This is a genomic window from Acinetobacter sp. N1-1 (assembly GCF_056711485.1).
The window spans coordinates 1,736,692-1,760,393 of the sequence record NZ_JBWXUO010000012.1 but is presented as its reverse complement, the minus strand read 5'-3'; the positions used below and the strand labels follow the sequence as shown (position 1 = coordinate 1,760,393).

The window sequence follows — 23,702 nt, the reverse complement described above, 5'->3', positions numbered from 1 at the left end:
AGTATTTAAAAGAATGAATAACTTATGCCTGTTTCAAAAATAGTTTGTCTTTTATCAGACTTGCTATTGATAGACTCATTGCGAATTTCAACATATGGTTTAAGTTTAGACGAAAGTTTGTATTCGACATTAAGTTTATGGCGGTAATCCGTATTTTTATTGTTAAATAATTTGCTGTCTTGACCATGGTAATAAGTATATTCATACGTAATTTTTGTTTTATCTATTTTTTTACTATAACCAGACTCGGCATAAATCATTTTTTTAGGTGCTTTACCATTGGTATAGTCGACTTTCTCGTCAACTAGTTTGATATAAAGCTTATCTGTTTCAGTGAGTGTAAAGTCGTTAATTGCTTTAATTTTATATTTATTGCCATCTGTTTTTTTGACATATTCTAGTTCAGGCCCAAGCGCATAGTATGGGTTGAAATCATATTTATATTTTACTTTAAATTTTTTTTCATAAAAGTTTTCATGGGAAAAAGCATTGCCTGCGCTTCCATCGGATTTTGCATCGGGGACAGCTTTCCATTCTGTACCGAGCGTAATGTTATTATTAAAAGTATGTTCAAGCCCTAATATATCTATATTTTTCTTTGTAACATCTTCGTAAGCATGGCCATAGCTAATACTAAGTGCATGTGCTGTGGGAGTAAGTATAATTAAGCCAAGCGAAAGAAATTTAATTACATTTTTCATGTTAACTTTTGTATCACTCTAGAAAGTAGAGCATACAATGCGATTTTTTTATGACAGTTTGGTTTACAGGATGTTAAGGTTTTATTAAATATAAATTGTTGTATTTTATGGTAATTTGATTTTATATATATTGTTTTTCATATTTATTATTTTAAATCTGCTTAAATGTGGGAATAATGTTTGATATTTTTTAGGCAATCACAGTTTTCTACTGAAATAAAATAATGAATCTCGTTATAATACCAAAACTTAAATATGTCTGATTATTTTTAGGAGATCACATGACGTTAGATGTCGCTGAAACAAATTCCAAAAACAACCATCCTGCGTTTCAGTTGGTACGTCAACACTATGTTGAGGCTTTAGATGTAAATGTAGCTGAGTATCGTCATCGTGTAACTGGGGCTATTCATTATCATCTTGAAAGTGATCATGATGAAAATGTATTTTTAGTTGCATTTCGTACCCAACCAATGGATTCTAAAGGTGCGGCACATATTTTAGAGCATACTGCATTATGTGGGTCAGAAAAGTTTCCTGTACGTGATCCTTTCTTTTTAATGATTCGCCGTTCATTAAATACGTTTATGAATGCTTTTACGGCAGCAGATTGGACTGCATATCCATTTGCAACACAAAATAAAAAAGATTTTAATAATCTACTTTCAGTTTATTTAGATGCAGCATTTGCAGCAAACTTGAATCCGCTTGATTTTGCGCAAGAAGGTATTCGTGTAGAAATTGAAAATGATAAACCTGTATTTAAAGGTGTAGTTTTCAATGAAATGAAGGGGGCTATGAGTTCACCATCAGATCAATTATACCACCAACTGGCACATCATTTATTTCCAGAAACAACCTATCATTATAATTCAGGCGGTGATCCTAAAGATATTCCAGACTTAACATACGAGCAGTTGGTTGATTTCTATAAGACACATTATCATCCAAGTAATGCAGTATTCATGACGTTTGGTAATATTCCTGCGGTTGAGTTACAAGAGAAATTTGAAACACAAGCATTGTCTAAGTTTGAGAAAGGTCAAACCATTTTCTCTAAGCCTGAAAAGCGTTTAACCGCGCCAGTTGAAGTTACTGAATCTTATGCTGTAGATAGTGAAGATTTAAAAGACAAAACTTATCATGTCATGTCATGGTTATTGCCTCAGGCAAGCGATATTAAACTTAGATTAGGAATGCGATTGGTTGAAGGGATTCTACTTGAAAACTCTGCATCACCATTACGTCACTATTTAGAAACATGTAATTACGCAGATTCTGCTGGCCCATTTATGGGTATAGATGATAGTAACTTTGAAATGACATTCTTTTGTGGTGTGCAGGGATCAAATGAAGAGAGTGCCACAGAGTTTAAGCAAGGTGTTTTGAATATCCTAACCGAGGTTGCATCTAAACCTGTAGATACAGCACTTGTGAATTCAATTTTGCATCAAATTGAATTACATCAACGTGAAGTGGGCGGAGATGGTTCACCTTATGGTTTAAGCCTTATTATGAATGGTATGGGAAGTGCGATTCATCATAGTGACCCAATTGATGTTTGGGATGTTGATGGTGCGATTGCAATGGTTAAAGAAGAGTTGAAAGACCCTATGTGGCTTTCATCACTTATTCAAACCTATTTGTTAGACAATCCGCATCGTGTGCAACTCACACTTGTACCAAATGCAGAAAAAACTAAACTTGATCAAGCAGCTGAACAAGCTCGACTAGATAAAATTGATGCTGAATTGACGAATGAACAGCGTGAAGATTTAAAGCAACGCGCGATAGATTTAAAGCAACGTCAAGAAACTGAAGATGACTTAAGCTTATTGCCTAAGGTTGGGTTAGAAGATATTCCTGAAGAGCTACATATTGTTGGTGGTGTAACAACTGCAATTGTTCATAATGATAAGGATATGCCATTACATATATACCATGCAGGTACCAATGGGCTGTATTACAATCAAATTATTATTGAAATTCCAAAGGAAATTTTATCTTCTCCTTATTTTAGCCTATTTAGCGTTTTAATGGGCGAGGTTGGCGCAGGAAAATATGATTACTTAGAGTTGCAACAGTTACAAACTGCTGTGAGTGGTGGCTTAGGTATGGGGGCATCATTACGAAGTGGTTTGAATGATAAAAATGAAATTAGTGCATTTTTAACGCTAACTACAAAAGCACTCGCAGATAAGAAAGATGCGATTGAACTGTTAAAGTTAGCTTTTGAAAAAATAAGATTTGATGAAAAAGATCGGATTATTGAGTTATTGCAACAAAGAAAAACACGTTGGCATGCCCGTGTAACAGGTTCAGGACATAGTTATGCAATGCAGATTGCTGCGCGTAATATGAGTGCACTTGCGAAACGTGATTATTTCAGCACAGGTTTGGGTGCTTTGAATTGGCTTGGAGAATTAATCCGAAAAGTCGAAGCAGATGAAACTGAATATCAAGCGCTTATTTCTGCATTTGAAGCCATTCATGAGCAATTGGTTAAAGCACCAAAACAGGTTCTTCTTGTATGTGAGGAGCAGCAAGCAGAAGATTTGAAAGCGCAAATTGCAACGGTTTGGAAAGCTACAGATTACACAACAAAAGATCTAACATTACCAGTTGTTGCAAGAGATGATGTAGAAGGTGATCAAGCATGGTTAGTGCAAACGAATGTACAGTTTTGTGCTGCATCGTATGAAGCAGTAGCATCGTCACACGAAGATGCAGCACCACTAATGGTCTTGGCTGGTTATCTAAGAAATGGCTTCCTACATAGTGCTTTACGTGAGAAAGGTGGTGCTTATGGTGGAGGTGCGATGTATGACGGTAACTCATGTGCATTTAAGTTCTTTAGTTATCGCGACCCTAGATTGTCTGAAACATTTGCAGATTTTGAAGAAAGTTTAAATTGGCTTATGACGAAAGAGCATAAAGCTCACCAACTTGAAGAAGCAATTTTAGGCTTAATTGCATCTATGGATAAGCCGGGCTCTCCAGCAGGAGAGGCGATTACAGCATGTTATTCTATGTTGCATCAGCGTACACCTGAGTTTAGAAGTGAAATGCGTGCTCGTATTTTGTCAGTTACTTTTGATGACTTAAAGAGAGTAGCACAGCAATACCTTATTAATGCACAGCCTGTTAAAGGTGTAGTTGCACCATTTGCAAAGCGTGATGAGTTACAGGCACTTGGCTTTAATATTAAACAATTAAACTAATAGTAAGTTGGTAAGACATATGGCGTTAAAAAATGAGAATCATCGCAGTTTATATTTGGGAACATTAACCGCAGTTGGTTCATTGTTTTTAGCCACAACGCCATATGCACAAGATGTGGCAAATGTAGGGTTTGCCCCCAGTACGGGGCAAGCTTGTGTAAGTATAGAAGATAATGCTGCACGTCTGGCATGCTACGATACTTATTTTAAGGTTCAGGTGAATACAAATACGCAGAGTAATGCTGAAACTATAGCTTCGTCGCAGAGTATAAAACCAAGTTATCAAAAACAAAGAGAATCGTTTTCAGATAAGCTGAAACAGTCGATAGGCGCTATTTATTCAAGTGATACAGATAGTCGTATTAACCCAACAGAATCTTTATTAGATAGTCGTTGGGAGTTATCTGAAAATAGTAAGTTAGGTACATGGAATATGCGGGCATATAAACCTGTATATATTTTTCCTGCATTTTGGACAAGCAATAAGAATATGATGCCATATAGTCCAAACCCTGATAATCGTGTACCAAAACAAGATATTGATTCAACAGAATTAAAATTCGAACTCTCTTTTAAGACAAAGGCATTTGAAAATATATTTGGTAATAATGGCGATTTATGGATTGGATATACTCAGTCTTCTCGTTGGCAAGCCTATAATGCGCGTAATTCAAGTCCATTTCGTGAAACTAATTATGAGCCTGAAGCAAGCTTAATTTTTAGAACTAATTATAAATTGCTTGGTTTAGATGGACGTTTACTCGGTTTGACATTTAATCACCAATCAAATGGTCGAGAGGATCCTTACTCTAGAAGCTGGAATAGAGTAATGTTAAATATTGGATTAGAGCGTAATAATTTTGCTGTAATTTTTAGACCTTGGTATCGTATGCCTGAATCGGCAAAAAATGACAATAATCCTGATATTAAAAACTATGTGGGTCGTGCAGATCTCACTGCATTTTATAAATTGAATGATAATAATTTTGCATTGATGGTACGCCATTCTCTTAAAGGTGGTAGCGCATCACATGGAGCAATGCAGTTTGAGTGGAGTTTTCCAATTAAAGGAAAACTTAGAGGTCAGTTTCAGTACTTTAATGGTTATGGTGAAAGCCTAATTGATTATAATCATCATGCAAGTTATGTTGGGTTAGGTGTGTCTTTAATTGATTGGTTTTAAAAGTGAGCCGATGTGACTCACTTTTAAAAGTTTAAATACTATTTTAAAAAGCGTTTATAGCCTAAGTTATTAGTTACTTCTTGGTAAGGATAGTTTGTGCTTTGAAGTTTTTGTATTAAGTCATCGTTTTTACTATTGTTTGTGTCTTCAGATTGGAGACCAACAAGTACGCGACCTTCAGCTGCACCATGATTACGATAGTGGAATAACGTAATGTTATGGGTTGGCCCTAATCTTTCTAAGAACGTGAGCAGTGCGCCAGGACGTTCAGGAAATTCGACACGAAATAAGCGTTCATTTTGTTGAGCATGCCCACCAATGAGATAGCGAATATGTAGCTTTGCGACTTCATCATTAGAAAGATCATCTACATCATAATGGGCTTGTAGCGTTTCTAAAATTTCTTGGCGCTCTGTGTCGCCATCTTTTAGGCTTACACCAGCAAATACTTGTGCAGTATGGTTGTCATTTACGCGATAGTTAAATTCGGTAATATTGCGCCCTTGTAGCGTACGACAAAAATCGAGAAAAGCTCCTTTTTGCTCAGGTATTGTAACTGCATAAATTGCTTCACGACGTTCACCTAATTCTGTGCGCTCTGCAATATAGCGTAAACGGTCAAAGTTCATGTTTGCACCACATACAATAGAAACAATATTTTTGCCTTCTAACTGATGTGTTTTTACATATTTTTTAATGCCTGCAAGTGCCATTGCACCAGAAGGTTCTACGATGCTGCGTGTTTCATCATAGGTATCTTTGACAGCAGCACAAATTTCATCTGTATTAACAAGAACAACTTCTTTATCAACAATAGGTGTACCATCACCTTTGGTTTTGCGTAACACCTCGAATGGTAATTCTCCGATGCGAGCAACCGCAGTACCATCTGCAAATAGACCTACTTGTGGCAGAGTGACACGTTCATTGGCTTCAAAAGCTGCTTTTAAACAAGCTGATTCTTCATATTCAACTGGAATAATTTGTACATGTGGTGCAATTTCAGCAAAATAAGCGGCAATTCCTGAAATAAGTCCACCACCACCAACAGCAACAAAAATATAGTCGACTTCACGCCATTGGCGTAAAATTTCGTTGGCAATCGTCCCTTGTCCTGCAATTACTAGTTCATCGTCATAAGGAGGGACAAATACAAGCCCCTCTGCTTCTGCACGTTGCATTGCATATTTGTTTGCAATATCAAAAGAGTCGCCGTGTAAAACGACTTCACCACCTAAGCGTTTTACTGCTTGGACTTTAATGTCAGGTGTTGTACTTGGCATAACAATAATTGCACGAATACCGAGTTTCTCTCCTGAAAGAGCTACACCTTGAGCATGGTTTCCTGCTGAAGCACAGATAACACCGCGTTTTTGCTGTTCTTTTGAAAGTTGGCTAATACGGTTATATGCACCACGTAGTTTAAAAGAGAAGACTGGTTGTAAGTCTTCGCGCTTTAAACGAATATTATTATTAATTTTTTGACTAATTCGTGGAGCTGCTTCGAGAGGAGATTCAATGGCAACATCATATACAGTTGCTTGTAAAATTTGTCTTACCAAGCGAAACAACATGGTTATCTTCCGTTTAACAGTTTAAAATAAGAATGAATTGTAATAAACACTGTATATGATTAGGTTGAATAATCAACCTAATTCTTTCATCAATCTGAAAAAATTGAGTAATCTTTTATGAGTTTATACGCAAACCAAGATGCAAAAAAACAAGCAGCAGCACAGGCTGCTTTAAAACATTTACCGAAAGGGGGCATTTTAGGTGTAGGTACAGGTAGCACAGTAAACTTTTTAATTGACTTATTGCCTCAGCTAGAACTAACAGGCGCTGTTGCAAGTTCTCAAGCCACGGCTGAACGCCTAGAAAAACTAGGTATTGAAGTTGTGGATATGAATCACGTTGGTGGATTAGATGCCTATGTAGATGGTGCTGATGAGATTGATCGCCATTTAAATATGATTAAAGGCGGTGGTGCAGCGCTCACTCGTGAAAAAATTGTGGCATCAATTGCTAAGAAATTTGTATGTATTGTAGATGACTCTAAATGGGTAGGACAGTTAGGTCATGATTTTCCTTTACCTATTGAAGTGATTCCGATGGCGCGCTCTGCGGTTGCACGTAAAATTGTCACATTAGGAGGTGATCCAGCATACCGTGAAGGTGTAGTTACAGATAATGGAAATGTAATTATAGATGTCCATAACTTAAATATTTTAGATCCGCTTGAGTTAGAACGTACAATTAATGATATTCCTGGTGTAGTTACAAACGGTATTTTTGCTTTAAATAAAGCTGATATTGCTGTTGTTGCAACTGATAGTGGTATTGAAGAGCGTTTTGCTGAGTAAACCTTAAAATGCCTACTGGGTTACCAGAAATTAAAATTATCCGACATGCAAGCGCAAAACAATTGCGTTTGCGTGTTTTTGTGAATGAAGTAAAATTGACAGTGCCTCAGCATTGTTCAAAACGTCAGATTCAGCAATTTTTAACTCAGTCAGAACCTTGGTTATATAAAACATGGCAAAATTTGATTTTGCAAAAAGATAATCAGTTATTTCCTGAAAAAATATTTTTATTCAATCGTGAAAATGCACTAAATATTATTGTTCGTCAGCAAAAAAAACCTTATATCCTTGATGAAGAAAATCATGTCGTATTTCTAAATGATCATAAAAATTTGAAAGAATTTATTTTGATGTATGCAAAAATACATTTATCTCAGTATTTAAGTCATGTGTCGCAAGAAATAAAGATACCTTATTCAAACTTGCAAGTAAGGTTTGTAAAAAGCCGTTGGGGAAGCTGTAATAAGCAACATAAAATAATGCTTAATGCGTTATTGGTTTTATTGCCTTTAAGTACTGTACGTTATGTGTGTATTCATGAACTTGTACATACTATCCATTTTGACCATAGTACTTCTTTTTGGCAACAGGTTGAAAAGTATGATGCAAACTATAAAGTACAGGTAAAACAGTTAAAGGAGTTTCAGTGGCCATGGTGGATGTTATAATATGTGTTGAGCGCAGTGCAGACTAAATTTTTTGTTGTGATATATTTTCTACTCGAAAAAAATAATCTTCCTGTCATACTAAGTGGTTTAGTAAATATATAATTTGAGGTAGTCGTCGTGATTTCAGTTGGGATAGTTGGTGGTACGGGTTATACAGGTGTTGAGTTACTCAGATTATTACTTAGACATCCACAGGTTACTGTACGTACGCTTACTTCACGAACTGAGGCAGGCAAGCGTGTTGATGAAATGTTCCCGAGTTTGCGTGGTCAAACATCACTTGAGTTTTCTGATTTTAATATAGATATACTAAAAGCATGCGATGTTGTATTTTTTGCAACGCCACATGGTGTTGCAATGAAACATGCCGAGGAGTTGGTTAGTGCAAATACAAAAGTAATTGACCTCGCAGCTGATTTTAGATTGCAAAATTTGGATAACTTTGAAAAGTGGTATGGCATGTCACATGCTTGTCCTGAGTTGTTGAAATCTTCTGTATATGGTTTATCGGAACTCAATCGTGAGCAAATTAAACAGGCTCAGGTTGTGGGTAACCCAGGTTGTTATCCAACAACTGTTCAACTTGGATTAGCACCATTATTAAAAAAACAAAATCTTATTCGAGAAGAAAGTATTATTATTGATGCAAAGTCTGGTGTTTCTGGTGCAGGGCGTAAGGCAAGTTTAGGCATAATTTATACAGAAAATGCTGATAATTTTAAAGCTTATGCAGTTGCAGGTCATCGCCATCAACCTGAGATTGTTGAGGCACTTGAAGCGATATCAGGTAAAAAAGATGTCTTTAATCACTTGGTTTTTGTACCTCATTTAGTGCCCATGATTCGTGGTATGCTAAGTACAATCTATGTAGATTTAACCGCAGAAGGTGAAGCAACAGATATACAAAAACTATATGAGCTATTTTATGAAAGTGAAAAGTTCGTTGATGTTATGCCTGTTGGTGCATTGCCTGAAACTCGTAGTGTGAGAGGTGCAAACGATTTAAGAATTGCTTTGTATAAACCACAGCCTAAGAAGTTAGTTATTGTTGTTGTTCAAGACAATTTAGTGAAAGGTGCAGCAGGGCAAGCGGTACAAAATATGAATTTAATGTGTGGTTTAGCTGAAGATACCAGCTTAACAGGGATTGCATTATCACCTTAAATTTGAGAAGCACTCATTACTTATGGTAGTGAGTGCATTATGTTGAGCATAAAAATGACACAAAAGACGCTTGAGAAGAATCCTTTAGATTCTCAAAAAACAAAAAAACCTAATTTTATTGAAGCCCATAAATTTCTTTTATTGGGCAGTACAATCTTGTTTGTTGGTGGAGGTGTGCTTGGTTATTCTGTTGGACATCGGCAAGGTTTAACTGTCGTTGGATATGAAGCTAATGCAGAAGAGCTCATGGAAATTGTACAAAAGCAAAAAGATACGCTTTCTACGCTAAATAAAAACCTAAATATGGCAGTACAAGAGCGTGATGTTGCATTAAGTAATACCGCACACCTTAGCCATGCATTATCTGAAGGAAAAGCTGATTTAGGTATTGCTCAAACTCAAAGCCAAATCTATAGACATATTCTGCGGCAAAGAGGTGGTGTAAGTCTGATGGTGCAAAACCTAGGGGTTAGACCATTGCCTGAAAATGTATTTGAATATCAGTTAGACTTATTGCAAGTGAGTCCACGTAAAGCATCGGGGACTGTAGAACTACGACTAATTCGTGGTGGAGATGTGCTTATTGTTCCTATGGAAGATAAGCATTTTGATTTTGAAAGTTTTCAACGTTTAACAGGTCGCTGGACAATGCCCAAAGGGTTTACTCCACAATTTATTGAAGTGCGCTTAAATGGTGGTTTATCTGAAATTAAGCGTTTCAATTGGTTAAGGGGTAAAGAGGTTGAAAGTCCTGCGGCCTTTGTGTCAGATATTCCTCAAGCTGAGGCCAAAGTTCAGTAATTATGAAATTAAACTCTATGCGTTATGTAAAAAAGAAATTAAATTTGAGTGAAGTTAAAGCTTCATTTCAACAATCAGGCTACACAGATTGGCATCTTAATATGTCTCATGCTGATGAGCATAATGATGATGCTGATAGTGATTTAGCTGTAAAAACTGCGCCACCAGAGTTTAAAGCACCTCCCTTATATACGGTTGTCTTATTGAATGACGACTATACCCCTATGGATTTTGTTATTGAAATTTTACAAGATTTCTTTGCAATGAATCTTGACCAAGCAACACAAGTAATGCTAACTGTACATTATGAAGGAAAGGGTATTGCAGGTGTTTATCCTAGAGATATTGCTGAGACAAAAGCCAATCAAGTAAATAATTATGCTCGGACACAAGGTCATCCACTATTGTGCCAAATCGAGCCAAAACAATAAGGGGATTGTATGCTTAGTCGTCAATTAGAAGTATCATTGCGTTTAGCTGTAAGTATGGCTAGACAAAAAAGACATGAATTTTTAACAGTTGAACATCTATTAGTTGCATTATTAGATAATGATTCTGCCGTAAATGCACTTAAATCTTGTGGTGCAGAAATTACGACATTACGTAAAGAGCTAGAAGAGTATGTTGAGAAACATACACCAAAGTTAAGTGAAAATAGTGAACAAGCACCACATCCAACGGAAAGTTTTGATCGCATATTACAGCGCGCAATTTTCCATGTGCAATCAAGTGGTGGAAATAGAGCAGTTGAAGGTGCAGATGTACTTGTAGCAATGTACTCAGAGAGAGATACTTTTGCAGTTTATTTGTTGAAACGTCATCAGATTAATCGTGTGACATTAACACAGTACTTGTCACATGGTGGAAACCAAGAAGAAGCCAAAGTTGAAAGTGAAATTGAGGATTTAGAAGGCGAGCAAACGACTTCTTCGCAAGCAAATCCGTTGGAAGTCTATACAGTTAACTTAAATGCTGAAGCATCTAAAGGAAAAACTGACCCTCTGATTGGGCGTGAAAAAGAAGTCGAACGAGCAGCTCAAATTTTGTGTCGTCGCCGTAAAAATAATCCATTATTGGTTGGTGATCCAGGTGTGGGGAAAACCTCTATTGCTGAAGGACTTGCTTGGCTGATTGTAAATGGTAAAGCTCCAAAACCATTAAGTGAAGCTGAAATATATAGTCTAGATATTGGTGCACTTGTTGCGGGTACAAAGTATCGTGGTGATTTTGAAAAGCGTTTAAAGCAGTTGTTGAGTGGACTGAAAAAAAATCCAAATGCAATTTTATTCATTGATGAAATTCATATGATTATTGGTGCTGGCTCAAGCATGGGCAGTACGATGGATGCCTCGAACCTTATAAAACCTGCTTTAGCAAATGGTACACTGCGTTGTATTGGTTCTACAACTTTTCAAGAGTACCGTCAGGTTTTTGAAAAAGATCATGCATTATCACGCCGTTTTCAAAAAATTGATGTGAATGAACCGAGTATCAGTGAAACTATTGATATTTTACGTGGTCTAAAAACAAAATTTGAAGAGTTTCATCATGTTAAATATGACGACCAAGCATTGGTTTTAGCAGTTGAGCTTTCTTCAAAATTCATTAATGATCGCTTTTTGCCTGATAAAGCGATTGATGTTATTGATGAGGCTGGTGCACAGCGCCGTTTAAAAACAGAAGAAGAGAATACTCAAATTACTGTAGATAATATTGAAGATATTATTTCTAAAATTGCTAGAATTCCTGCAAAAACGGTATCTAAAGATGATAAAACTGTCCTTCAAAATCTTGAAAGAGATTTAAAACGAGTTGTTTTTGGTCAAGATGAAGCAATTACTGCTTTGGCTTCGGCAATTAAACTCTCTAGAGCAGGTTTAAAGTCACCTGATAAGCCTGTCGGTAGTTTTGTATTTGCAGGTCCAACTGGTGTAGGTAAAACTGAAGTGACCAAACAGCTTGCAAAATTATTGGGTGTCGAGCTTATCCGTTTTGATATGTCTGAATATATGGAAAGACATGCTGTATCACGTTTAATTGGCGCACCTCCGGGCTATGTTGGCTTTGATCAGGGTGGATTGCTCACAGATGCCGTACATAAAAATCCGCATAGTATTTTGTTGTTAGATGAAATTGAAAAAGCTCATCCAGATGTGTTCAATTTATTGCTACAGATTATGGATCATGGCTCTTTGACGGATAATAATGGTCGTAAATCCGATTTTCGTAATGTAATTTTAGTCTTAACGACCAATATTGGTGCTGAAAGTATTTCAAGATCTAGCATTGGATTTATGGAACAAGACAATAGTAATGACAATAAAGATGCGATGAAGAAAGCTTTTTCTCCAGAATTTAGAAACCGTTTAGATAGTACAATTCAATTTAAAGCACTACCTCATACGGTCATAGAGTCTGTTGTAGACAAGTTTTTAACAGAGCTTCAAGCACAACTTGATGATAAGAAGGTCGTTTTAGATGTTGATGAAAACGCGCGTAACTGGATGGCTGAAGAAGGTTATGACAGACTTATGGGTGCACGTCCAATGCAGCGTTTAATTCAAGAACATTTGAAAAAACCACTGGCTGAAATGATTCTTTTTGGTGAATTGGCAGAAAATGGCGGTAATGTTGCTGTAACTGTTAAAAAAGAAAATGATAAACGTGTTGGTTTAAAGCTTACGGTATTTGAAGATCAGGTGACGACACTTGCTTAATAGGTTGCTATGTTTAATCTAGATTTAATCCGAATACTGCATGTATTCGGATTATTTTTTGTTACTGCAATTGCAGAAATATTAGGATGCTATTTCCCTTATTTAATATTGAATCATGGTAAAACCAAATGGCTTTGGCTACCAACTGTATTCAGCTTATTATTATTTGTATGGTTACTTAGTTTACATCCTTCTGCTTCAGGTCGAATATATGCTGCCTATGGTGGTATTTATATTTTTACTGCATTGTTATGGCTAAGGTTTGTAGATCAAGTTCATTTAACACCATGGGATATTTTTGGTGGATTGGTCGTTATGCTGGGTACATGTATTATTATTTTACAGCCAACATAAATTCTAATTAAGTGACTTTTAACTCGCATCTTATACATAGTTTATTAAATTTCACAAATAAATTTTATAATGTTAAATAATTAACATTAAATCTAAGATACAATATGTTGAAATACTAAATTTATAGGTTTTTAGATGTCTAGCTGTATTGTCGAGCTATTAGAATCAATTTACTTAGAAAAAGAAGGGCTTGCACCTATCTTTTTTGATAAAGGTACTTTGTTTAAAGTTGTCTATAATTCAGTAAATAGTCATTTGGTACGTACTGATAGCGGTATGACATTTTCTATTGCTAAACAAGACCAAGATCAAGTATGGCGCTATTTAGATTAGATAGAGAATATAAAATTGACATAAAAAGATGAGGTTGTTATTTTTTACATTTAAAGTCATAACAACATTCTAATGCTTGTAAAAAAAAATCATTTTATATATTGTCCACCAACAGAACCTTTGCAGATATTATATGAAGATGAGCATTATCTTGCGATAGATAAGCCAGCGGGTCTTCTTTCTGTACCAGGACGACTACCTGAGCATCAAGATAGTGCTTTTTTAAGGGTGCTTGAAGTGTCGAAAATGGCAAAGGTAACTCATCGTTTAGATATGGCAACTTCTGGAGTTTTAGTATTTGCTAAACATCGAGAGGCAGAAGTTGAAATGAGTAAAATATTTCAAAAAAGAGCTGTAAAAAAACCTATATTGCATTAGTGCAAGGAAAAGTAGATGCTTTGGGCGAGGTGGATGTCCCTTTAATTACAGATTGGCCTAATAGACCGAAGCAGAAAGTAGATTTAATCGAAGGAAAGTCTGCTAAAACATGTTATCAATGTTTAGATTATAATGAGCAAAAAGATAGAAGCAGAGTCTTACTTACGCCAATTACAGGTAGGTCACACCAGTTACGTGTTCATATGATGCATATTGGTCATCCTATTTTAGGTGATCAGTTTTACCACCCAAGATCAACAGAATTTGAGCAGAATAGAATGGCACTACATGCGCATATGCTTTCTTTTCAGCATCCACTTTTTGATGGTGAGAATATAGAAATTGCTTCTAACGTACCATTTTAAATAAAAAACGCGATTTTTGAATCGCGTTTTTTATTGGTTAAAGCTGATTAATATCTTTATTTTTTGTTTCTTGAATGGCAGAAAATGCAATTAAAGAGAGAATAGCTGCAATGGATAAATAATATCCAACTGAAGATATACCGTAATTCGTTGCAAGGTTGTTTGCAATAAGAGGTGCAAAAGAAGCGCCTAGAATGCCTGCTAAGTTAAAAGATAAAGCCGATCCTGTGTATCGAATGGAAGTTGGGTATATTTCAGAAAGTATTGTACCTATTGGGCCATAGGTTAATCCCATAATAGATAAACCAATACATAAAAATAAAGTCATTAATATAGGTGCATTAGGTATTAAAAAATATTGAAAACTTAAACCAAATATTGCTACTAAAGCACAAATAACGATAGAAGTTTTTTTACGACCAAATTTTTCGGCTAATATTGCTGAAATAGGAATGAAAATACCAAAGCACACAGTTGCGATAAGTTGCATTTTAAGAACATCGGCACGCGAGTAGCCTAAAGCTGTTGTTCCCCAATTCAATGCAAATACAGTCATTAAGTAAAATAGAACAAAAGTACAAACTGCGCCAATTGTACCTAAAAATAATGTTTTACCATGATGTGAAAATACTTCTTTGAATGGAATATTTGTTTCTTTTTGCTTTTTTAAAACACGCTGAAAGGCAGGTGTTTCATGTAGTTTAAGACGAATGTAAAGTCCTAAGAAAACTAACACTGCACTTGCAATAAATGGAATACGCCAACCCCACTCTAAAAAGCTTCCATTTGGCATGGTTGCACCTAAAATAAGGAAAGTACCTGCAGCCAAAATAAAACCTATAGGTGCGCCGAGTTGTGGAAACATACCATACCAAGCTCGTTGTCCTTCTGGTGCATTTTCAGTTGCAAGAAGAACAGCACCACTCCATTCTCCACCTAATCCTAAACCTTGGCATAAGCGACAAATAATAAGCAATAATGGTGCAAATATACCAATATGTGCATAAGTAGGTAATAAGCCAATACAGACTGTAGATAACCCCATAAGTAAAAGTGCAGCAACTAGCGTTGCTTTTCGACCAACACGATCACCTAAGTGCCCAAAAATAGCAGCACCAATTGGTCGTGCAATAAATGCAACTGCAAATACAGCCAGTGACTGTAATGTTGCAGCACCACTACTACTTGCTGGAAAAAATAGATGTGGAAATACGAGAACCGCAGCAGTTGCATAAATATAAAAGTCAAAAAACTCAATTGTTGTACCAACTAAACTCGCAATTAATACACGTATTTTTGAGTTGTTACTAGTCGGTATAGAGTTGTCATTAGACGCTGAATATTCCATGAGGAACCACACTTATAAAAAATAAAAAATTTCTTTGCCTATGCAAGCTACATTTTTAGATGAGCCTAGATAATAGAGTTATGTTGCTATGTTTATTATGAATTATTTTAATAGGAATATATTATGCAATATTTTAGTGGTTTGAATTAAAAATAGGATTTTTTTCTAATTTATATTAAATAAATGATTTAATTTTCAATTGAATTACTCCTATATTAAAATTGAGCTATATGATGGTGGTAATTAAATTGTTTGTATATTTTAAGATTTTTACATGGACTTTTTTTATCTTGGACTCTGATATACGATAAAAATTCGTTATTTCTCTAAAAAAAGATTAAAATAGTAAAAGATGTTTTAAATGTTGTGACAAATATGAGTAGTAATAAAGCTAAAAAACCTGTGGTAAAACTTCCTTTTCCAGTTAAAAAAGATGAAGTAGAAGCGAATTCAGAAACCGCACATAATCAAGTTAGACCTAAGCCTGAACAGTATGCTGACCGTACGTGGATGCCACCCCGTGGAACACGCCGTTCTATGGGTAAGCGTTAGAATTTAAATTATAGAGGTTATTGAAGAAATCAATTCATCAACCTCTATTTTTTAACCTATTTATATGTTATGTTATAACATATAAATTTTAGGGTTAATTTTATGCAAGTATTATCATCTTTAAAAAGTGCAAAGCGTCGCTCAGCGGATTGTCAAATAGTTCGTCGTCGTGGAAAGCTGTATGTAATTTGTAAGTCTAATCCTCGTTTTAAAGCTCGCCAAGGCTAATAAAATGAGCATTGCTATTGAAATTAAAAAGTGAGCACGTACTCACTTTTTTAATATTTTTTCTTATACTAATCATACATTGAATGATTGATAAGAAGGTTTGTGAAAATTTATATAGTTATTTGATTAAAAGTTAATTATGTCCATCGTATAGTGTTACGTTTCATAGGAATTATAGGTAAAATTTTGTACCTTAAAATGACCTCAAATTTTCTACTAAAAAAGATTTAAATGATAATGGGAAAATTACATTGTTTGAAATTCCTTTAAATAAATAAGCCATTTCTAATTTGGAGCTTTCTTCTAGGTTACACCCTAGATCTGTAATAAAATAAGTTGTAGATATATGATTTTTTACATAAATTTTAAAATCATATATATATGAAGCAATTTCTTTAGTGGATAATGGTTTTAAGTATTCATCTAAAGTTGGTATTGCAAAACTTTGTCCAGCCCAACCACGACCAACGCCTTTAACTGCACCAAAGTATTTATGAGCAATCCGTGCGTTACCATCTTTATGTTTTCCTGCTAAGTCACTGCTAAATACAAAAATGGCATCGGTGGGTAATGATTTAACGATATGCTCATCATGGTATTGATATGTCATATGTGGCTACACCAAAATATTTTATTATTCATTACATATTGAGAGTGAAAAGGTCAATTCGTCAAGATATATCCTTGAAGATTTAAAAAACAGTACAATATATATAAAAGCTTATAAACAAAGAAAGAGAGATAATAGTGAATGATCATCAGTCCTTTGAGCTTGTGACAAACTATGAACCTGCTGGAGATCAGCCTCAGGCAATACAAAAATTGGTTTCAGGTGTTGAAGGAGGGATGAAAAATCAACTTTTACTGGGTGTAACAGGTTCTGGAAAAACCTATACCATGGCGAATGTAATTGCAAATTTGCAGCGCCCGACTATTATTATGGCGCATAATAAAACATTGGCTGCTCAGCTTTATGGAGAGTTTAAATCATTCTTTCCAAATAATGCTGTTGAATATTTTGTAAGCTATTACGACTATTATCAACCTGAAGCCTATGTTCCTTCTTCAGATACATTTATCGAAAAAGATTCTGCTATTAATGATCATATTGATCAAATGAGGCTGTCCGCAACACGTGCACTTTTAGAAAGAAAAGATGCAATTATTATTGCTTCTGTATCAGCAATTTATGGTTTGGGTGATCATGCTACTTATATGCAAATGATTTTGCACTTGGTAAAGGGTGATAGAACAAGCAGAGATAAGATCATTCATCGTTTAGTTGAAATGCAATATATACGAAATGATTTGGAATTTTTAAGAGGTACATACCGTATACGTGGGGACATTATTGATATTTTTCCAGCAGAATCAGACCGGTTTGTAGTTAGAATAGAGTTATTTGATGATGAGATAGATACAATATCTTGGTTTGACCCTATTAATGGCAAAGTAACCAAAAAAGTGCCTCGTGTAACTGTTTATCCCAAAAGTCATTATGTAACTCCAAAAGATAAATTACAGCGTGCTATTGGTACGATTAAAGAAGAGCTTAAAGAGCGTATCGAGTTTTTAAAGGCAAATGATAAGTTGTTAGAAGCACAGCGTATTGAACAAAGAACTCGCTATGATTTAGAGATGATGCAACAGCTTGGCTATACTAATGGTATTGAAAATTATTCACGTCATTTGTCCGGTCGTTCATCAGGAGAGGCTCCACCAACATTATTTGAGTATTTGCCGAAAGATGGACTACTTATTATTGATGAGTCACATGTGACTATTCCTCAAATAGGAGCAATGTATAAAGGAGACCGATCTCGTAAAGAAAATTTAGTTAATTATGGCTTTCGCTTACCGAGTGCATTAGATAATAGGCCAATGAAGTTTGAAGAGTGGGAACGTATTATACCAACGACCCTTTATGTCAGTGCAACACCAGCTTTGTATGAGCTTGAACATGCAGAACAGGTTGTTGAGCAAGTGGTTAGACCAACAGGACTTATTGACCCTGAAATTGAAGTACGTCCTGTATTGACACAAGTTGATGATGTTTTATCTGAAATTAATTTACGCCGTGATAACAATGAAAGGGTTCTAATTACAACTTTAACCAAAAGAATGGCTGAAGATTTAACATCTTATTTGAAAGAGTATGGTATTAAGGTTGCTTATTTACATTCAGATATTGATACGGTAGAGCGTGTTAAAATTATTCATGAATTACGTTCTGGTATTTATGATGTACTTGTTGGTATTAATCTATTGCGAGAAGGTTTAGATATGCCAGAAGTATCACTTGTTGCAATTTTAGATGCAGATAAAGAAGGCTTCTTACGTTCAGAACGATCTTTAATTCAAACGATTGGACGTGCAGCACGTAATGTAAAAGGTAAAGCTATTTTATATGCCGACCGTATTACTGAGTCAATGCGTAAAGCAATTGATGAAACTGATAGGCGTCGTGAAAAACAGCTAGCGTTTAATGCTGAACACGGAATTACACCACGTAGTACCGTTAGGCAGGTTGTGAAGGAAATTGATACAGGGGAAGCCGTTGAAGATGAAGCTTCTACTGATATTCCTATTGATACAAAATTGACCGCCGATGAGCAACATATTATTTCAGAACCTAAATTGTTAACGAAACATTTGGCAAAACTTGAAAAAGACATGTTAAAAGCATCTAAAGAGTTACAGTTTGAACAAGCTGCTAAAATTCGTGATGAAATAGTGCATTTAAAATCGTACTTATTGCAATAAGCTAAGAAAGATTTACATAAAATAAGTGGTCTAGTTTTATGTTTGTCGCTATGTTTTTAGGTATTAAAAAAGGAATATAACGATGAAAAAAAATCATAAAATTGTGGCATTGATAGCTGGTACTGTTGGTGTAATATGCTTTATGAATTTAGCTTGTGCAGATAAGCAAGTTAGCTATCAGCCTATACAAGCAGTTCAAAGGATTGATTTACCAAAATACTTAGGGACATGGTATGAAATTGCACGTAAGCCCATGTATTTTCAACGGAGATGTGCAAAAAATGTGCAAGCAAGTTATGCACTAAATGTGAATGGAAATATTGATGTTGAAAATTCATGTCTGAAGCAAAATGGTGTGCGTGATATTGCAAAAGGCGAAGCATTTGTAATGAACCCACCTTATGGTAGTCAATTGAAGGTGAGCTTCTTGCCAGACTCATTGCGTTGGTTACCTGTAGGACGAGGTGATTATTGGATCTTAAAAATTGATAAAGATTATAAAACTGTTTTAGTGGGAGATCCGGCAAGGAAGTATTTATGGCTACTTGCAAGAACTCCTCATATACGCGATGACATTTGGCATGAATATTTAGCTTATGCGAAAGAAATTGGTTATGATGTGAGTGATTTTCATTTAACTGAACAAACAGAACGATAATTTGTATTAGACTAAATATAAAAATCACACTATTGGTTTGAATTCAAAATTCTTATACTTTAAGTGCGTTAGGTTAAAATAAGCCTAACGCATTTTTTAATGTTATGTTGTGGAGTAGAGGTCATAATGCTTAAAGGGATTTTGCTATCTGTCTTAGCCTCTAGTGTATTTGGTATATTATATTTTTATAGTCAGCTACTACATGCTTTTGATGGATCTCAAGTGTTTGGTTGGCGAGTTATCTCTTTTTTACCATTTCTCACACTATTTATGTTGTTAAGTGGTGATTTGCACTATATTGCTGAAATTTTTCAACGTATTGTAAAACAGCCTTTACTTATTTTGGGCGTGTTGGGAACAGCAATATTAGGTGGCTTTCAATTATGGCTATTTTTGTGGGGACCAATGCATGGTAGAGGAATGCAAGTATCATTGGGATATTTCTTACTGCCATTGGTACTTGTCTTAATTGGTGCGTTATTTTACAAAGAAAAATTGTCACTCTTCCAAAAAATAGCAGTTGGTTTTGCCATCTTAGGTGTTGGTCATGAAATATGGAAAGTTGGGAGTATTGCATGGGAAACAGCATTAGTTGCTTTTGGCTATTCAGCATATTTCTTTTTACGTAAAATTATTAAAACAGATCATTTAGGCGGTTTTTGGTTAGATAATATATTGGCACTTCCAGTTGCAATTTATTTTGTATTGACACAGCAGGTAGAACCATTTTCATCTATTTTTGAGTCACATCTGATTCTTGTAATTATTGGATTAGGTATATTAAGTGCCATTGGACTAGGCTCATATATTTTAGCAAGTCGTTATTTATCTATGGTTTTGTTCGGATTGCTGAGTTATTTAGAGCCTGTGCTACTGGCATTCGCTTCACTTATGATTGGAGAGAAGATTAGTGCTGCACAGTGGTTTACATACACTCCAATTTGGTGTGCAGTGGGTATTTTGGTAATTGAAGGTGTTTACCACATTTATAAGCAAAAGCGTCGTCATCAAGACTTGTTGCTGAAAGTAGAAAAACTTCCTAAAAGAATTGAGCGTTCGCGTAAACGGCATGAAAAATCAGGTTAAAAAGATACTTTTGACATGAAATTGTTCTATTTATGAATGTTCGTGTAAATAGTATGCTGATATAAAAATAATTCACCATATCAATATTCATGAAATCAGGTACAATATGGCAAAATAGTTTGTTTTATAGAATCAGAGGATTGGCAGATGCGCTTTGTTGATGAAGCAGTCATTACCGTAGAGGCTGGCGACGGAGGCAATGGCGTGGCCAGTTTTCGCCGTGAGAAGTTTGTACCATTTGGTGGACCTGATGGTGGTGATGGTGGTAGAGGTGGCTGTGTATATATACAGGCTGATGAAAACACAGGAACACTAGTTGATTTCCGTTATACACGTAGATTTCGTGCAGAGCGTGGGAAAAATGGTTCAGGCGCGAACTGTGCAGGGCGTGGTGCACCAGATGTTGTTTTACATGTTCCTGTAGGAACAACCATTGTAGATACAGATTCAGGCGATATTATTGGCGACCTTACTGAACATGGTCAGCGAGTTTTAGTTGCACAAGGTGGCGATGGTGGCTTAGGTAATACCCACTTCAAATCGTCTACAAACCGTGCACCTCGTAAGTTTACTACAGGCATTAAAGGCGAATTTCGTGAAATTCGTTTAGAGCTGAAAGTACTTGCAGATGTTGGTTTGTTAGGTATGCCAAATGCAGGTAAATCTACATTTATCCGAGCAGTTTCTGCTGCAAAACCAAAAGTTGCAGATTATCCATTTACAACAATGGTGCCAAATTTGGGTGTTGTAGATGCAGACAGGCAGCGTTCTTTCGTTATGGCAGATATTCCAGGTCTGATTGAAGGTGCATCTGATGGTGCAGGGTTAGGCATTCGCTTCTTAAAACATCTTGCACGTACACGAATTCTTTTACATATTGTTGACGTTCAGCCAATTGATGGTTCTGATCCTGCACATAATGCAAAAGCAATTTTAAATGAATTGAAGAACTTTTCACCAACGCTTTCAAAGCTACCTGTGGTTTTAGTATTAAATAAACTAGACCAGTTAGATGATGCAACGCGTGATGAGTGGTGTGATTACATTCTAAATGAATTACAGTGGGATGGTCCAACATTTAAAACATCAGGCTTACTTTCAAATGGTACCAAAGAAGTTGTGTACTACTTAATGGATCAAATTGAGCAACAACGTGAACGTGAGCTTGAAGATCCTGAGTATGCTGCACAAATGAAGGCATTCCGTGATCAGTTAGAAGAAGAAACACGTGAGCAAACACTTGCCGCAAAAGAAGCATATCGTGCACAGCGTCGTGCGCAACGTCTAGGTTTAGATAATGATGGTGACGACGATGATGATGATAGTGAAATGGAAGTATATTACGTACGTTAAGTACGACTGAGGAGATATGATTAAGGTAGTAGATGGGCGACGTCAGCTTGAAGATTGCAAGCGAATTATTGTCAAAATTGGTTCATCTTTGCTTACTGCAAATGGACAAGGCTTAGATATTGATGCAATTACCCATTGGGTGCATCAAATTGCCAAATTGCATAATGCTGGACATGAAATTATATTGGTTTCTTCTGGTGCTGTTGCAGAAGGCATGGTTCGTATGAAACTCACTGAGCGACCCTCAGATCTACCAAGTCTCCAAGCATGTGCTGCTATAGGGCAAATGGGACTTGTGCAGACATGGTCTAGTGTTTTAGAAGAGCATAATATTCAAACTGCACAAGTCTTATTAACTCACGATGACTTAACCGATCGTCAGCGTTATCTAAACTCTTGTGATGCTTTACAGCATTTAATTGACTGGAGAGTCATTCCAGTTATCAATGAAAATGATACTGTATCGACAGGTGATATTAAATTTGGTGATAATGATACGCTTGCAGCCATGGTTGCAGGACAGGTTAATGCCGATTTACTGATTATTTTAACGGATCAGCAAGGCATGTTTAATGCCGATCCGCGTTCTAACCCAGATGCCCAATTGCTTTCTACTGTACCTGCTTTAGATGAAGAGCTATTTAGTATGGCGGGCGGTGGTGGTGCTTTAGGAACCGGTGGCATGGTAACTAAGGTAAAAGCTGCACGACTTGCTGCACGTTCTGGTTGTCCAACAATTGTTGCAAGTGGTGAGAAAGATGAAGTCTTGTCTAAGCTTATGACAGGTGATGAACTTGGAACACTATTTGTTGCAGACAGTGATCCAATTACAGCAAGACAACAATGGCTTGCTGCACATTCACAAACAGCTGGGTGTCTAGTGTTAGATAATGGCGCAGTTGAAGCAATTAGATTAAAGCATCGTAGTCTACTCCCCGTGGGTGTTCGCTATATAGAGGGCGAGTTTGAGCGTGGTGATGTTGTAGAGTGTGTTGATATTAAGGGCAAGAGGGTTGCCGTTGGTATTGTGAACTTTAGTTCACGTTATGCAGATATTGTTAAGGGGCTTTCATCTGAGAAAGTTCAACAGGTATTAGGTGAAGTCCGCTCATTTGAGATGATTCATCGTAACCATATGGCAATATATTAGATTTTAACTGGACCTATGTAAGGTAATTCGTTCATAGGTCACGATTTTTACTTTTTATTATGATAATTGACACTAATGTCAAAAATAGGGTTGCCTTGTTGATCATTAACAGTGACTGCACCGTCGTGAAAAATAGAAATGAGTGCACCTGTTAGTAGTAGACTATCATAAGTCACATCCTGTGAAGTATTTTGTCCATGTTTATCTTTTGAGATAAGATATATCTTGGCTTCTGTTTCTGATAAGTGTAATTTCATAAAAAATAAAGTTTTTTCGATTTTAAAATTATATAAAATAAAGTGATTTTTATAAAATA

22 protein-coding genes and 1 pseudogene are annotated in these 23,702 nt (G+C 35.9%); 18 read left to right on the top strand and 5 right to left on the bottom strand.

Annotated elements, in window-relative coordinates:
• Positions 1 to 5: 5 nt before the first annotated feature.
• Positions 6 to 701 (bottom strand): oligogalacturonate-specific porin KdgM family protein, encoded by a 696-nt coding sequence (locus AC1MPL_RS08730; protein WP_479765465.1) that lies wholly within the window; start codon positions 699 to 701, stop codon positions 6 to 8.
• A 281-nt stretch (positions 702 to 982) separates the two neighbouring features.
• Between AC1MPL_RS08730 and AC1MPL_RS08725 the strand changes: the two genes are divergently transcribed.
• Together AC1MPL_RS08725 and AC1MPL_RS08720 are read left to right on the top strand one after the other, a co-directional pair.
• Positions 983 to 3,922, top strand: coding sequence for an insulinase family protein (locus AC1MPL_RS08725; protein WP_479765464.1), 2,940 nt, complete (start codon positions 983 to 985; stop codon positions 3,920 to 3,922).
• A gap of 19 nt (positions 3,923 to 3,941) precedes the next feature.
• Complete coding sequence (locus AC1MPL_RS08720; RefSeq protein WP_479765463.1) at positions 3,942 to 5,105, top strand: phospholipase A; 1,164 nt, start codon at positions 3,942 to 3,944, stop codon at positions 5,103 to 5,105.
• A 38-nt stretch (positions 5,106 to 5,143) separates the two neighbouring features.
• Here the strand turns inward: AC1MPL_RS08720 and ilvA are convergent, their stop codons facing one another.
• Positions 5,144 to 6,679 (bottom strand): threonine ammonia-lyase, biosynthetic, encoded by a 1,536-nt coding sequence (ilvA, locus tag AC1MPL_RS08715; protein WP_479765462.1) that lies wholly within the window; start codon positions 6,677 to 6,679, stop codon positions 5,144 to 5,146.
• Between the two features lie 117 nt (positions 6,680 to 6,796).
• Here ilvA and rpiA point away from each other — a divergent pair, with 117 nt between their 5' ends.
• The 9 genes and pseudogenes from rpiA (at position 6,797) to AC1MPL_RS08670 (ending at position 14,248) form a co-directional block, all read left to right on the top strand.
• Positions 6,797 to 7,468, top strand: a complete 672-nt coding sequence (gene rpiA, locus AC1MPL_RS08710) for a ribose-5-phosphate isomerase RpiA (RefSeq protein WP_479765461.1) — start codon at positions 6,797 to 6,799, stop codon at positions 7,466 to 7,468.
• An 8-nt stretch (positions 7,469 to 7,476) separates the two neighbouring features.
• Positions 7,477 to 8,136 carry a YgjP-like metallopeptidase domain-containing protein gene (locus tag AC1MPL_RS08705; RefSeq protein WP_479765460.1) on the top strand — a complete coding sequence of 220 codons (660 nt, stop codon included), beginning with the start codon at positions 7,477 to 7,479 and terminating at the stop codon, positions 8,134 to 8,136.
• Between the two features lie 117 nt (positions 8,137 to 8,253).
• Positions 8,254 to 9,300, top strand: a complete 1,047-nt coding sequence (argC, locus tag AC1MPL_RS08700) for an N-acetyl-gamma-glutamyl-phosphate reductase (protein ID WP_479765459.1) — start codon at positions 8,254 to 8,256, stop codon at positions 9,298 to 9,300.
• 54 nt (positions 9,301 to 9,354) lie between these two features.
• Entirely contained in the window at positions 9,355 to 10,101 is a 747-nt protein-coding gene (locus AC1MPL_RS08695; RefSeq protein ID WP_479765458.1) for a DUF6776 family protein, read from the top strand.
• Positions 10,102 to 10,118: 17 nt separating this feature from the next.
• On the top strand, positions 10,119 to 10,532 hold the full coding sequence (gene clpS / locus AC1MPL_RS08690) for an ATP-dependent Clp protease adapter ClpS (protein ID WP_479766201.1): 414 nt from the start codon (positions 10,119 to 10,121) through the stop codon (positions 10,530 to 10,532).
• 9 nt (positions 10,533 to 10,541) lie between these two features.
• On the top strand, positions 10,542 to 12,818 hold the full coding sequence (gene clpA / locus AC1MPL_RS08685; protein ID WP_479765456.1) for an ATP-dependent Clp protease ATP-binding subunit ClpA: 2,277 nt from the start codon (positions 10,542 to 10,544) through the stop codon (positions 12,816 to 12,818).
• 9 nt (positions 12,819 to 12,827) lie between these two features.
• Positions 12,828 to 13,172 (top strand): YnfA family protein, encoded by a 345-nt coding sequence (locus tag AC1MPL_RS08680; protein WP_479765455.1) that lies wholly within the window; start codon positions 12,828 to 12,830, stop codon positions 13,170 to 13,172.
• A gap of 135 nt (positions 13,173 to 13,307) precedes the next feature.
• Positions 13,308 to 13,505: a hypothetical protein gene (locus AC1MPL_RS08675; RefSeq protein WP_479765454.1), complete on the top strand. Its 198-nt coding sequence runs from the start codon at positions 13,308 to 13,310 to the stop codon at positions 13,503 to 13,505.
• A gap of 72 nt (positions 13,506 to 13,577) precedes the next feature.
• Positions 13,578 to 14,248, top strand: a pseudogene (locus tag AC1MPL_RS08670) (pseudouridine synthase).
• 37 nt (positions 14,249 to 14,285) lie between these two features.
• On the opposite strand, the gene AC1MPL_RS08665 reads toward AC1MPL_RS08670, so the two are convergent.
• Positions 14,286 to 15,596 carry an MFS transporter gene (locus AC1MPL_RS08665; RefSeq protein ID WP_479765452.1) on the bottom strand — a complete coding sequence of 437 codons (1,311 nt, stop codon included), beginning with the start codon at positions 15,594 to 15,596 and terminating at the stop codon, positions 14,286 to 14,288.
• Positions 15,597 to 15,971: 375 nt separating this feature from the next.
• Between AC1MPL_RS08665 and AC1MPL_RS08660 the strand changes: the two genes are divergently transcribed.
• Positions 15,972 to 16,148 (top strand): hypothetical protein, encoded by a 177-nt coding sequence (locus AC1MPL_RS08660; RefSeq protein ID WP_479765451.1) that lies wholly within the window; start codon positions 15,972 to 15,974, stop codon positions 16,146 to 16,148.
• Positions 16,149 to 16,250: 102 nt separating this feature from the next.
• On the top strand, positions 16,251 to 16,376 hold the full coding sequence (gene ykgO, locus AC1MPL_RS08655; protein WP_023272165.1) for a type B 50S ribosomal protein L36: 126 nt from the start codon (positions 16,251 to 16,253) through the stop codon (positions 16,374 to 16,376).
• Positions 16,377 to 16,569: 193 nt separating this feature from the next.
• On the opposite strand, the gene AC1MPL_RS08650 is transcribed toward ykgO, so the two are convergent.
• Complete coding sequence (locus tag AC1MPL_RS08650) at positions 16,570 to 16,986, bottom strand: A1S_2505 family phage non-structural protein (protein WP_479765449.1); 417 nt, start codon at positions 16,984 to 16,986, stop codon at positions 16,570 to 16,572.
• Positions 16,987 to 17,123: 137 nt separating this feature from the next.
• On the opposite strand from AC1MPL_RS08650, the gene uvrB reads away from it, so the two are divergent.
• The 5 genes from uvrB (at position 17,124) to proB (ending at position 23,386) form a co-directional block, all read left to right on the top strand.
• Complete coding sequence (gene uvrB / locus AC1MPL_RS08645; protein ID WP_479765447.1) at positions 17,124 to 19,139, top strand: excinuclease ABC subunit UvrB; 2,016 nt, start codon at positions 17,124 to 17,126, stop codon at positions 19,137 to 19,139.
• Between the two features lie 82 nt (positions 19,140 to 19,221).
• Positions 19,222 to 19,797 carry a lipocalin family protein gene (locus tag AC1MPL_RS08640; protein ID WP_479765445.1) on the top strand — a complete coding sequence of 192 codons (576 nt, stop codon included), beginning with the start codon at positions 19,222 to 19,224 and terminating at the stop codon, positions 19,795 to 19,797.
• A 126-nt stretch (positions 19,798 to 19,923) separates the two neighbouring features.
• Positions 19,924 to 20,883 (top strand): EamA family transporter RarD, encoded by a 960-nt coding sequence (gene rarD / locus AC1MPL_RS08635; protein WP_479765443.1) that lies wholly within the window; start codon positions 19,924 to 19,926, stop codon positions 20,881 to 20,883.
• 147 nt (positions 20,884 to 21,030) lie between these two features.
• Positions 21,031 to 22,236, top strand: coding sequence for an Obg family GTPase CgtA (gene cgtA / locus AC1MPL_RS08630; protein WP_479765441.1), 1,206 nt, complete (start codon positions 21,031 to 21,033; stop codon positions 22,234 to 22,236).
• A gap of 16 nt (positions 22,237 to 22,252) precedes the next feature.
• Positions 22,253 to 23,386 (top strand): glutamate 5-kinase, encoded by a 1,134-nt coding sequence (gene proB / locus AC1MPL_RS08625; RefSeq protein ID WP_479765439.1) that lies wholly within the window; start codon positions 22,253 to 22,255, stop codon positions 23,384 to 23,386.
• Positions 23,387 to 23,433: 47 nt separating this feature from the next.
• On the opposite strand, the gene AC1MPL_RS08620 is transcribed toward proB, so the two are convergent.
• Positions 23,434 to 23,643 (bottom strand): hypothetical protein, encoded by a 210-nt coding sequence (locus AC1MPL_RS08620; RefSeq protein WP_479765437.1) that lies wholly within the window; start codon positions 23,641 to 23,643, stop codon positions 23,434 to 23,436.
• Between the last annotated feature and the right edge of the window lie 59 nt (positions 23,644 to 23,702).

Coding starts and splice junctions, on each gene's coding strand:
- AC1MPL_RS08725 (WP_479765464.1), top strand. CDS start 983: ATGACGTTAGATGTCGCTGAAACAAATTCCAAAAACAACCATCCTGCG.
- AC1MPL_RS08620 (WP_479765437.1), bottom strand. CDS start 23,643: ATGAAATTACACTTATCAGAAACAGAAGCCAAGATATATCTTATCTCA.
- ilvA (WP_479765462.1), bottom strand. CDS start 6,679: ATGTTGTTTCGCTTGGTAAGACAAATTTTACAAGCAACTGTATATGAT.
- AC1MPL_RS08730 (WP_479765465.1), bottom strand. CDS start 701: ATGAAAAATGTAATTAAATTTCTTTCGCTTGGCTTAATTATACTTACT.
- AC1MPL_RS08705 (WP_479765460.1), top strand. CDS start 7,477: ATGCCTACTGGGTTACCAGAAATTAAAATTATCCGACATGCAAGCGCA.
- clpA (WP_479765456.1), top strand. CDS start 10,542: ATGCTTAGTCGTCAATTAGAAGTATCATTGCGTTTAGCTGTAAGTATG.
- proB (WP_479765439.1), top strand. CDS start 22,253: ATGATTAAGGTAGTAGATGGGCGACGTCAGCTTGAAGATTGCAAGCGA.
- AC1MPL_RS08650 (WP_479765449.1), bottom strand. CDS start 16,986: ATGACATATCAATACCATGATGAGCATATCGTTAAATCATTACCCACC.
- AC1MPL_RS08675 (WP_479765454.1), top strand. CDS start 13,308: ATGTCTAGCTGTATTGTCGAGCTATTAGAATCAATTTACTTAGAAAAA.
- AC1MPL_RS08640 (WP_479765445.1), top strand. CDS start 19,222: ATGAAAAAAAATCATAAAATTGTGGCATTGATAGCTGGTACTGTTGGT.
- cgtA (WP_479765441.1), top strand. CDS start 21,031: ATGCGCTTTGTTGATGAAGCAGTCATTACCGTAGAGGCTGGCGACGGA.
- AC1MPL_RS08695 (WP_479765458.1), top strand. CDS start 9,355: ATGACACAAAAGACGCTTGAGAAGAATCCTTTAGATTCTCAAAAAACA.
- rpiA (WP_479765461.1), top strand. CDS start 6,797: ATGAGTTTATACGCAAACCAAGATGCAAAAAAACAAGCAGCAGCACAG.
- AC1MPL_RS08660 (WP_479765451.1), top strand. CDS start 15,972: ATGAGTAGTAATAAAGCTAAAAAACCTGTGGTAAAACTTCCTTTTCCA.
- clpS (WP_479766201.1), top strand. CDS start 10,119: ATGCGTTATGTAAAAAAGAAATTAAATTTGAGTGAAGTTAAAGCTTCA.
- AC1MPL_RS08680 (WP_479765455.1), top strand. CDS start 12,828: ATGTTTAATCTAGATTTAATCCGAATACTGCATGTATTCGGATTATTT.
- AC1MPL_RS08720 (WP_479765463.1), top strand. CDS start 3,942: ATGGCGTTAAAAAATGAGAATCATCGCAGTTTATATTTGGGAACATTA.
- AC1MPL_RS08665 (WP_479765452.1), bottom strand. CDS start 15,596: ATGGAATATTCAGCGTCTAATGACAACTCTATACCGACTAGTAACAAC.
- rarD (WP_479765443.1), top strand. CDS start 19,924: ATGCTTAAAGGGATTTTGCTATCTGTCTTAGCCTCTAGTGTATTTGGT.
- ykgO (WP_023272165.1), top strand. CDS start 16,251: ATGCAAGTATTATCATCTTTAAAAAGTGCAAAGCGTCGCTCAGCGGAT.